The sequence below is a fragment of the Methylocaldum sp. genome, assembly GCF_039794385.1.
Taxonomy (GTDB): Bacteria; Pseudomonadota; Gammaproteobacteria; order Methylococcales; family Methylococcaceae; genus Methylocaldum.
The window spans coordinates 1-9646 of the sequence record NZ_JBDIVO010000174.1 but is presented as its reverse complement, the minus strand read 5'-3'; the positions used below and the strand labels follow the sequence as shown (position 1 = coordinate 9646).

The following is a 9646-nucleotide window of genomic DNA, read 5'->3' as shown; positions in this document are numbered from 1 at the left end:
ACTAGATTGTCTCGCATGATGCGCGAGATCGAGGAGGAGGTTACCGTCACCCGGCATCTGATCGGCAAAGACACGCTGAATCCGAGGGTGCTGGACGCGATGCGAAAAGTCCCTCGTGACCGTTTCGTGCCTTCCGAGTCCAAGGCTTACGCGTACGAAAACGGACCCCTGCCCATCGGTTACGGTCAAACCATCTCCCAGCCCTACATCGTGGCCTTGATGACCGATCTCCTCGATCCCGAACCGGACGACATCGTTCTGGAAATCGGCACCGGTTCCTGCTATCAGGCGGCGGTCCTGTCGCTGTTGGTTAAGCGGGTTTACACGGTGGAAATCATTGCGGAACTGGCCGAGCAGGCGAAAGAGCGGCTGATGCGCCTCGGCTACGCCAACGTCGAGGTCCGTGCCGGCGACGGCTATCACGGTTGGCCGGAACATGCGCCCTATGACGGCATCATCGTCACGGCGGCCGCCCCGTACCTGCCGAAAGCCTTGCTCGATCAGCTCAGGCCCGGAGGCAGGATGGTGATCCCTATCGGGCTGCCTTATCGCCACCAGGAACTGATGCTGGTGGAGAAGGACAAGCAAGGCCAAATCGAAACCCGGAGCATTTTGGATGTGGCCTTCGTGCCGCTCACAGGAGACTCGATGATCGAACCGGAGCGCGAATCCGTGACGCGCATCGATCGAACGAACGAATACGGATGGAGAACGACCATGACTGCAAAATTATCGGATGCCCAGATCAACGAGCTGAAACTGGCGCTCAAGAGCCGCTATCGAGATCTCAGGGAAGAAATCCGTCAGGAGCTCTTGTCTTCGGATAACGAGCAATACATCGATCTCGCCGGTCAGGTTCACGACATGGAGGAGGAATCCGTCGCGGACTTACTGGTGGACCTCAACCTGGCCATCATCGACCGGCACATTCGGGAGCTTCAGGCGATAGACGCAGCCCTGCTCAGAATCGCCAACAACGAGTACGGTATCTGTATCGAGTGCGAAGGGGAGATCGGCTATCCTCGGCTGAAGGTAAATCCCGCGGCGCTGAGGTGCCACGATTGCCAGGAGCGATACGAGCATACCCACGCCGCCACTTCGCCGAGCTTATAGGGAACGGCCGGATATGCGGCGGTACCGTGCGGAACCGGATAGAGGGCCGCCGGTCCGCGCATCCGCCATTCGGTCGATCCGGGCTAGTCCAGCACGTGGGACGCCAACCCGTCCGCCAGCTTGGGCTCGAACCAGGTCGATTTCGGGGGCATGACCTTTCCCGCATCGGCCACGGCCATCAAGTCTTCCATGCGGGTAGGGTGCACCGAAAACGCCACGGCCATTTCGCCGGAATCGACGCGGCGCTCCAGTTCGCGTAAGCCGCGGACGCCGCCGACGAAGTCGATCCGCCGGTCGCGGCGGGGATCGGAGATGCCGAGGACCGGCGAAATGAGGTTGTCCTGCAAGAGACTGACGTCGAGCCGCGCCACCGGGTCCGCGGGGATCAACTCGGGTCTTATGGTCAGCTTGCGCCAGTGTCCGCCGAGATACACGCCGAACTGGCCGGGATTTTCCGGTTTCACCGGATTGTCGGCTTTTTCTATGGCAAAGCGCTCGGACACCCGGCTCAGAAACTCCGCTTCGCTCAAACCGTTCAAATCCTTGACCAACCGGTTGTAATCCATGATCCGCATCTGGCTCTTGGGAAATATCACCGACAGAAAGTATTCGTAGCTTTCATCGCCGGTATGGCCGGGATCGGATTGCCGGCGCGAGGCCGCAACCCGCGAAGCCGCGGCGGAACGGTGATGCCCGTCGGCGATATACAGTGCCGGCAGCGCATCGAAAAGTTCGGTGAGCCGGGCGATGGTATCTTCATCGCGAATGCTCCAGAACGTATGCCGCACGCCGGACTCCGCTACCGCGTCGGCTTCGGACGGTTGCTCGGCGGTTTTCGCCAACAGGCTGTCGATCTCGGGCGCATCGGGATACGCCAAAAGCACCGGACCGGTCTGAGCGTTCAACGCCACGATCTGGCGTACCCGGTCGTCCTCCTTGTCGGGGCAGGTGAACTCGTGTTTTCGGATGCGGTTGGCGTCGTAAGCGGCGACACTGGCCGTCGCGACCAGGCCCAGTTGCGTATGGTCGCCCATGACGAGGCGATAGGCATAATAGAGCGACCGGTCGTCCCGCTTCAGGATGCCGGAATTCAGCATCCGCTTCAGATTGTCCGCGGCCTTGGCATAAACCTCCGGAGCGTAAGCGTCGGTTCCGGGCGGCAAATCGATTTCCGGTTTGGAAATGTGCAGAAAGCTCCACGGACGGCCCGCCGCCAGCGTTCTGGCTTCTTCGGTATTCAACACGTCGTAGGGCGGTGAGATAACCTCCGCGGCGCGACCGGGCGCCGGACGGAGAGCGGAGAAGGGGCGGATGAGGGGCATGGTCGTTTTCCTGAGGGCAATGGCTGAATTCTAACACCGGAGCCGAGAAACCTTATTTCAGTAATGACTCGTGCGGCTGTCAGTAATTTCACCGGGTCGTTGGTCCAATGGAGCAAGGAATGGCGAACTGGAGCCCAATGACGATGTCCTGTATTCTCCCTCATCTTTCGAGGCTAGAGCATTTCCCGGTTCAGTGTAGCGCCCCGGCTGTAGGTCGGGAATCCCTTCCCGACGTGGCTGTCGGCAAAGGATTGCCGACCTACGACTATGCGTCTTGTTCTACCATTAGCAGTTTCAGCCCCTTGTATCGAGGTCTTCATTTCAACATGAGCAAAGCCTATCGTCCGATTTTCGTTGCAACGCTTCTTTTGCAAGCCGCCTGTGTCAGCGTTTCGAATCAGCCTCGCGGGATTTACCAACCTGGCCAGATACCGGGCGAGTCCACGGCCGAGCGCCAGCCGGGTACTCCACAGGCAGGCGCGAGAGAAACCCCTGCTCCGTCATGGAGAGCGAAACCACCCGTCAGAAGCGAGCCCGTCGCTTCATCGCCTGCAGTTCTGGCCTTGTTGAGCGAGGCCGAAAACAACCGCAAAAGCGGGCAACTGGACAATGCCGCCTCCGCACTGGAAAGAGGGATACGCATTCAGCCGCGCAATCCTCTGTTGTGGCATCAATTGGCCGAAATTCGGCTCCAGCAGCATCAGCCGGGCCTTGCCGAAGATCTGGCGAAAAAATCGAACCAGCTTGCGAGGGGAAGCCAGCCGCTGACCCAAAAGAACTGGTCCATTATTGCGCAGGCGCGCCGGGCGAAAGGCGACCTGGCCGGTGCGGCGATGGCCGAGCAGAAAGCCGGGAACTGAATTGCCGGATTTGCTTTCGATCTTGGGGGCGGAAGGCCCGTTCGCCCGGTGCTTGCCGGGGTTTCGCCCGCGCCAGGGACAGGCGGAGATGGCGCAAGCCGTCAAACAAGCAATCGACGGCAAGAGCTGCCTGGTCGCGGAAGCAGGTACCGGCACGGGCAAGACCTTGGCCTATTTGGTTCCGGCGGCTTTGTCCGGCAAGAAAGTCATCGTTTCGACCGCCACCAAGACTCTCCAGGATCAGCTTTTCCGCAAGGACCTGCCTATGGTCCGGCAAGCGCTGGCCGTGCCGTTCAAGGCGGTACTTCTGAAAGGGCGAGCCAATTATCTGTGTCCGTACCGTCTGCAAAACACCCTGGGATTCAAGGCGGGTTACGGCCCACGCGAGGCGTACGCCCTGGAGGCGATCCGGCGCTGGAGCAAGACCACCCGGACCGGTGACATCGCCGAAGTCGTCAACGTGCCGGAATCTTCGGTGCTTTGGTCTTCGGTGACCTCGACCGGAGACAACTGCCTGGGGCAGGAATGCCCCCAATACGAAGACTGTTTCTTGGTGAAGGCACGCCGCAGTGCTCAGGATGCCGATATTCTGGTGATCAATCATCATTTGCTGTGGGCCGACTGGACCTTGAAGAACGACGGCTTCGGCGAGCTTTTGCCCGACTGCGAAGCGATCGTGGTGGACGAGGCTCATCAATTCGTCGAATCGGCGGCCCAGTTTCTGGGTCTCGGCATCAGCTCCCGCCAGCTCCACGGGTTGGCGGACGATATCCTGGTCGAGCGGCTCAAGAACGCGAAAGATATGCCGCAGCTGCTCGAAGAAGCGGAACTGCTCGAGCAATTGACGGCGGAGCTGCGGCAGGCTTTGGGCGACCCTTCGCGGCGGGAGGCGTGGCACAAGGTGGCGGACGATTCGGCGGTAACCGAAAAGCTCGCCGAGTTGCGCCGGCATTTGCACGATCTCGAAGCCATCCTGAAAGAAGCCGCCGTTCGCAGCAAAGGCCTCGAGTCGTGTTGGAAACGTTGTACGGATTTGGGTGTGCGGCTGGAGACTTTCGACAAGGACGAAGGCAGCGAAGCCGTACGCTGGTTCGAGGTCTATAAGCACAGTTTTTCCCTGAACCGGACCCCGTTGGCCATCGCCGGCGAATTCGCGCGGTTTCGGAAGCACAGTCAGGCCGCCTGGATCTTCGCATCGGCAACGCTCACGGTGAGCGGCCGGTTCGATCATTTCGTCGGACAACTGGGACTCGGCGGTGCCGATTGCCGGGCTTGGGAAAGCCCGTTCGATTACCGGAACCGGTGCTTGTTGTTTCTGCCGCCGGGGCTTCCGGACCCGGCGGTCGACGGCTTCACCCAGGCCGTGGTGCGAGCCGCGCTGCCGGTTTTGAAGGCCAGCCGGGGCAGGGCATTCATGTTGTTCACCTCGCATCAGGCCTTGTCGGAGGCTGCGGCTTTGATCGCGCAGCATCTCGATTATCCGCTGTTCGTTCAGGGCAACCAGCCCAAAGCGGTGCTTCTGGAAGCGTTCAAGCAAGCCGGCAACGGCATTCTCCTGGGCACCGGGAGCTTTTGGGAGGGGGTCGACGTTCCGGGACCGGCGCTTTCCTGCGTCATTATCGACAAATTGCCGTTCGCCTCACCCAGCGACCCGGTGCTCAATGCTCGGCTCGAAACCCTCCGCCGCAACGGACTGAATCCGTTTGCGACCTATCAGCTTCCGGCCGCAACCATCGCGCTCAAGCAGGGCGTGGGGCGCTTGATCCGGGATCAGGAGGATCGCGGCGTGCTGATGCTGTGCGATCCGCGGATTTTGTCCCGCTCCTACGGGAAGGTTTTTTTGAACAGCCTGCCGGATACGCCGAGGACCCGTTCGCTCGCCGATGTGCAGCGGTTTTTCTCCAGTGAATTCGAAAAAGAGATCGCGGTATGAAGATTCTGGCCATCGAAACCGCCACGGAAGCGTGTTCGGCCGCCTTGCTGATCGATGACACCGTTCTCGAACGTTATGAGCTTGCGCCGCAGCAGCATAATCGGCTGATTCTGCCGATGATCGACTCCTTGCTGGCCGAAGCCGGAGTCAGGGTTTCGCAAGTCGATGCTTTAGCGTTCGGACGGGGGCCCGGTTCCTTTACCGGCGTCCGCATCGCGGCGGGCGTGGCTCAGGGGATTTCGTTCGGTGTTGATCTGCCGGTGGTTCCGGTTTCGACGCTGGCGGCCCTGGCGCAGGATGCCTTGATCGAGTCTCCGGAAAAGGTCGCATTTTCCTGCATCGATGCGCGCATGGGCGAAGTCTACTGGGCGGTCTACCGTAGGGGAGAATCGGGGTTGGCGGAGCTTTTGGGCGAAGAATCGGTACGGCCGGCCGAACGCGTTTCGTTTCCCGATCATGCCGAAGGCGTCGGTATCGGCAGTGGATGGAAGACCTACGGTTCGGTTCTCCAGGAGCGTTTGGGCGGCGACGTAAAAAGGATTCTGCCCGACCGCTTTCCGCGCGCGGCGATGGTGGCTCGTCTTGGCGCCGATGCTTTCGGCAGCGGTTTCTTCGTGGAGCCGGAACAGGCGCTGCCGGTTTATCTGCGCGACAATGTCGCTAAAAAGCGGGGTTCACGAACGTAGGCGGATCGATCTTTGTAGCGGTCCCGTCGAAAAACGCAGAGAAAGGGAAAAATCCCTGAGGAGGGGGCCTCTATAGTAAACTATCGGGATGGCTCAATATTTTCAGATCCACCCGGACAACCCGCAAGCTCGGCTCATTCGCCGAAGCGTCGAGATCATTCGCGAAGGGGGCGTAATCGTTTATCCGACCGATTCCTCCTACGCGTTCGGCTGTCAGATGGATAATAAATCCGGGCTGGACCGCATCCGCCGAATTCGCCAGTTGGAGGAAGATCACAATTTCACCTTGGTCTGCAGGGATCTGTCGCAGATATCGACTTTCGCGAAGATCAACAACGAAGCATTCCGACTGATCAAATCGCTGACGCCGGGGCCGTTCACCTTTATTCTCAAAGCGACCCGCGAAACGCCGCGTCGCCTGCAACATTCAAAGCGCAAAACCATCGGTATCCGCCTGCCGGACAATCCGATCACGCTGGCGCTGGTAGCGGAACTGAACGAGCCATTGTTCAGTTCGACCCTGATTCTCCCCGGCGATGATGACGCCATGACCGACCCAGAAGACATTCGCGACCGCCTCGAGAAAGAGGTGGATTTGATCATCGATGCCGGAGTCGTTCCCTATACGCCGACCACTATCATCGGCTTTATCGAAGACACGCCGGAGATCGTCCGGCAGGGATCGGGCGTCGTCGCTTCTTTGCAATAATCCTGTTCGTTCCGCCATACAATCTTCCAATGGAAAATTTCAACTTTATTCAGGTAATTGCCGGCTCAATAATTCCTGTTTTGTTTGCAGTCACTTTACATGAAGTAGCCCACGGCTGGGCTGCCAGGTTGTTTGGTGATAATACCGCCGCCCGTCTCGGCCGGCTTTCCTTGAACCCCTTGCGTCACGTTGATCCAGTTGGAACCTTATTAGTGCCAGGGGTTTTACTAATGTTACAGACGGGTTTCCTTTTTGGTTGGGCTAAACCCGTGCCGGTGGATTTCGGCAAATTACGTCATCCCAGGCGCGATATGGCGCTGGTAGCAATTGCAGGGCCAATGGCAAATTTAATCATGGCGATTGGTTGGGCTCTTATTTTGCGCTTAGCAGTTGCTTTAGATTTGGAGTATGTCTCCCTGCCTCTCGGGTTTATGGGACAGGCGGGAATAAAATTTAACATATTGTTGATGGTGCTAAATCTACTGCCGATTTTGCCGTTAGACGGCGGGCGTATTGTCGCTAGCCTGTTGCCAACGAGACTTTCCATTAAGTTCAGCAGAATTGAGCCCTACGGCTTTTTTATCCTTTTAGCCCTGATTGCCACAGGATGGCTGTCCATAATCTTGGGTTTTCCGCTAAATATCATGCTGCAATTGTTGTTCGGTTTTGCCGGTCTGTAGATGACTGATCTGGCCGATTGTGAAAAGACCGTTGCGACCGAATCGAATTCGGACCAAGATGCACGGCAGGTCGATTCACAAGCTGTAAGCGAGGGAGCGGTCACCGCAGCACCGTTGGCTTTCGTCAACGGCGCGCCGTTCACGGAGTTGCCGGAAGACCTCTACATCCCACCCGACGCGCTGGAAGTATTCCTGGAAACGTTCGAAGGTCCGCTCGATCTTCTGCTTTATTTGATCCGCCGGCAGAACCTGTCCATAGTGGACATCCCCATTGCCGATATCACCCGCCAGTACATCGCCTACATCGAGATGATGAGCGAACTCCGGATCGAGCTTGCCGCCGAATACCTGCTGATGGCGGCGATTCTCGCCGAGATCAAGTCGCGCATGCTGCTGCCGCGTCCGACAGGGCCGGAACAGGGCGAGGAGGATCCTCGCGCCGAACTGGTGCGCCGCCTCCAGGAGTACGAACGCTACAAGCACGCCGCCCAGGAGCTCGACGCCCTGCCGCGATGCGAGCGCGACGTTTTCGAAACGTCGGCGGATACCGGTGCCATCAAGGTCAAAAAGATTTATCCCGAAGTGGAATTGAAAGAAGTTCTCTTGGCTTTCCAAGACGTGCTGCGGCGCGCCGAGCGATCGACGCATCATCACATCCAGCGCGAGCCATTGTCGGTGCGCGAGCGCATGTCGAGTATACTGGCGCGATTGCGGACCCAATTATTGATCCCGTTTCCCAGCTTGTTCGAACGGAAGGAAGGGCGGCACGGCGCGGTCGTTTCGTTGCTCGCCATCCTCGAACTCAGCAAGGAGCGTTTGATCGAGATCATTCAGGAAGAACCGTTGGGCGAATTGCAAGTTAGGCCTCTGATGGCTTCCGGTGTCGATTGACGTGGAACTGAAGACGATCATCGAGGCGGCGCTGTTAGCCGCCGGCAGACCGTTGTCCTTCGCCGAACTCGAAAATCTGTTTGCCGACAACGAGCGGCCGGAACCCGCAGAAATACAATCCGCTTTGGCGGAGTTGGCCGAAGATTGCCGCGGCCGGGCCGTCGAATTGAAGCAGGTGGCCAGCGGGTACCGTCTCCAAGTGCGGGAGGCGTTTTCCCCTTGGATCTCGCGGCTGTTCGAGGAAAGGCCTGGGCGTTATTCACGCGCCTTCTTGGAAACTCTCGCCATCATTGCTTATCGTCAGCCGGTTACGCGCGGTGAAATCGAGGATATTCGCGGCGTCGCCGTCAGTTCGGGCATCGTGCGAACGCTTCAGGAGCGGGGATGGATACAGGTGGTAGGGCACAAAGAGGTCCCGGGGCGCCCGGCCCTGCTCGCCACGACCAAGCAATTCCTGGACTATTTCAATCTGAAGAGCCTTGGCGAACTACCGCCGCTCCAGGAGTTCATAGACGACTTGGCGCTGCAAGCGGCGCCGCAAGACCAGCCAGTGACCGAAAATGCGAATACCGAATCGATCGAATAAGACCAAGACGCCGGCGGATGTACGTCCATCACCGGATGACGCCGGCGAGCGGATTCAGAAAGTTCTCGCTCAGATCGGGCTGGGCTCGCGCCGGGAAATCGAGGAATGGATCAGGGCCGGTCGGATATCGATAAACGGCAAGCCGGCCGAGCTGGGGGATCGTTACAGAACCGGCGACCATGTCACCGTCAACGGCCGACCGGTCGATGTCGCCAAAAGGTCCGAAGCGCCAACCCGTGTGCTCATCTATCACAAGCCGATCGGAGAGGTGGTCAGCCGGCGCGATCCGGAGGGGCGTCCGGTAATTTTCACCCGGCTGCCCAAACCGGCGATTGGACGCTGGATTGCCGTCGGACGTCTCGATATCAACACCCAAGGTCTGTTATTGGTCACCAATAACGGCGAACTGGCGAATCGTCTCATGCACCCTTCGCGGGAAATCGAGCGGGAGTACGCAGTTCGGGTGCTAGGTCCCGTCAACGGCGAGATGTTGGCTCGGCTGTCGAACGGCATTGCGCTAGAGGATGGGCCGGCTCGGTTCGAGACGATAGAGCCCGCAGGCGGTGAGGGTGCCAACCGATGGTTTCGCGTCGCTTTGAAGGAAGGGCGCAACCGTATCGTTCGGAGGCTTTGGGAATCGCAGGGAATTACGGTAAGCCGATTGATTCGGACGCGATTTGCCGGGATTGCCCTACCGTCCCGATTGAAAGCCGGAGCGTGTTACGAACTTCCGACTGATGAAGTCGCCGAATTGATGCGTTCGGTTGGACTGGATATCGGAAAAACGCCTTCGGATCGGCGCCCTGCGCGCCGGCACGCGAGCGACAAAGCTGTCCGCCGCCGAAAAACCAAGATTTCTTAAAACC

10 protein-coding genes are annotated in these 9646 nt (G+C 58.9%); 9 read left to right on the top strand and 1 reads right to left on the bottom strand.

Annotation, left to right across the window (positions count from 1 at the left end; translation table 11 throughout):
* A partial coding sequence (locus tag ABJK70_RS14770; RefSeq protein ID WP_347258341.1) for a protein-L-isoaspartate(D-aspartate) O-methyltransferase occupies positions 1-1113 on the top strand: 1113 nt, incomplete at its 5' end.
* 83 nt (positions 1114-1196) lie between these two features.
* Here the strand turns inward: ABJK70_RS14770 and ABJK70_RS14765 are convergent.
* On the bottom strand, positions 1197-2435 hold the full coding sequence (locus ABJK70_RS14765; RefSeq protein WP_347258340.1) for a DUF1015 family protein: 1239 nt from the start codon (positions 2433-2435) through the stop codon (positions 1197-1199).
* A 326-nt stretch (positions 2436-2761) separates the two neighbouring features.
* Here ABJK70_RS14765 and ABJK70_RS14760 point away from each other — a divergent pair, with 326 nt between their 5' ends.
* From ABJK70_RS14760 to rluB, 8 genes are all read left to right on the top strand, one after another.
* Entirely contained in the window at positions 2762-3295 is a 534-nt protein-coding gene (locus ABJK70_RS14760) for a hypothetical protein (protein ID WP_077729238.1), read from the top strand.
* Position 3296: 1 nt separating this feature from the next.
* Positions 3297-5228, top strand: coding sequence for an ATP-dependent DNA helicase (locus ABJK70_RS14755; protein WP_347258339.1), 1932 nt, complete (start codon positions 3297-3299; stop codon positions 5226-5228).
* Complete coding sequence (gene tsaB, locus ABJK70_RS14750) at positions 5225-5914, top strand: tRNA (adenosine(37)-N6)-threonylcarbamoyltransferase complex dimerization subunit type 1 TsaB (protein ID WP_347258338.1); 690 nt, start codon at positions 5225-5227, stop codon at positions 5912-5914. The genes ABJK70_RS14755 and tsaB overlap by 4 nt, the downstream gene beginning before the upstream one ends.
* Positions 5915-6002: 88 nt before the next feature.
* Positions 6003-6623, top strand: coding sequence for an L-threonylcarbamoyladenylate synthase (locus ABJK70_RS14745; RefSeq protein WP_156879361.1), 621 nt, complete (start codon positions 6003-6005; stop codon positions 6621-6623).
* A 29-nt stretch (positions 6624-6652) separates the two neighbouring features.
* A complete protein-coding gene (locus ABJK70_RS14740; protein WP_086135421.1) occupies positions 6653-7303 on the top strand; it encodes a site-2 protease family protein in 651 nt (216 codons plus the stop codon).
* Positions 7304-8194 carry a ScpA family protein gene (locus ABJK70_RS14735; protein WP_347258337.1) on the top strand — a complete coding sequence of 297 codons (891 nt, stop codon included), beginning with the start codon at positions 7304-7306 and terminating at the stop codon, positions 8192-8194.
* Position 8195: 1 nt separating this feature from the next.
* Positions 8196-8780 (top strand): SMC-Scp complex subunit ScpB, encoded by a 585-nt coding sequence (gene scpB / locus ABJK70_RS14730; RefSeq protein WP_347258336.1) that lies wholly within the window; start codon positions 8196-8198, stop codon positions 8778-8780.
* Positions 8755-9642, top strand: a complete 888-nt coding sequence (gene rluB / locus ABJK70_RS14725; RefSeq protein WP_347258335.1) for a 23S rRNA pseudouridine(2605) synthase RluB — start codon at positions 8755-8757, stop codon at positions 9640-9642. The genes scpB and rluB overlap by 26 nt, the downstream gene beginning before the upstream one ends.
* Positions 9643-9646 lie beyond the last annotated feature (4 nt).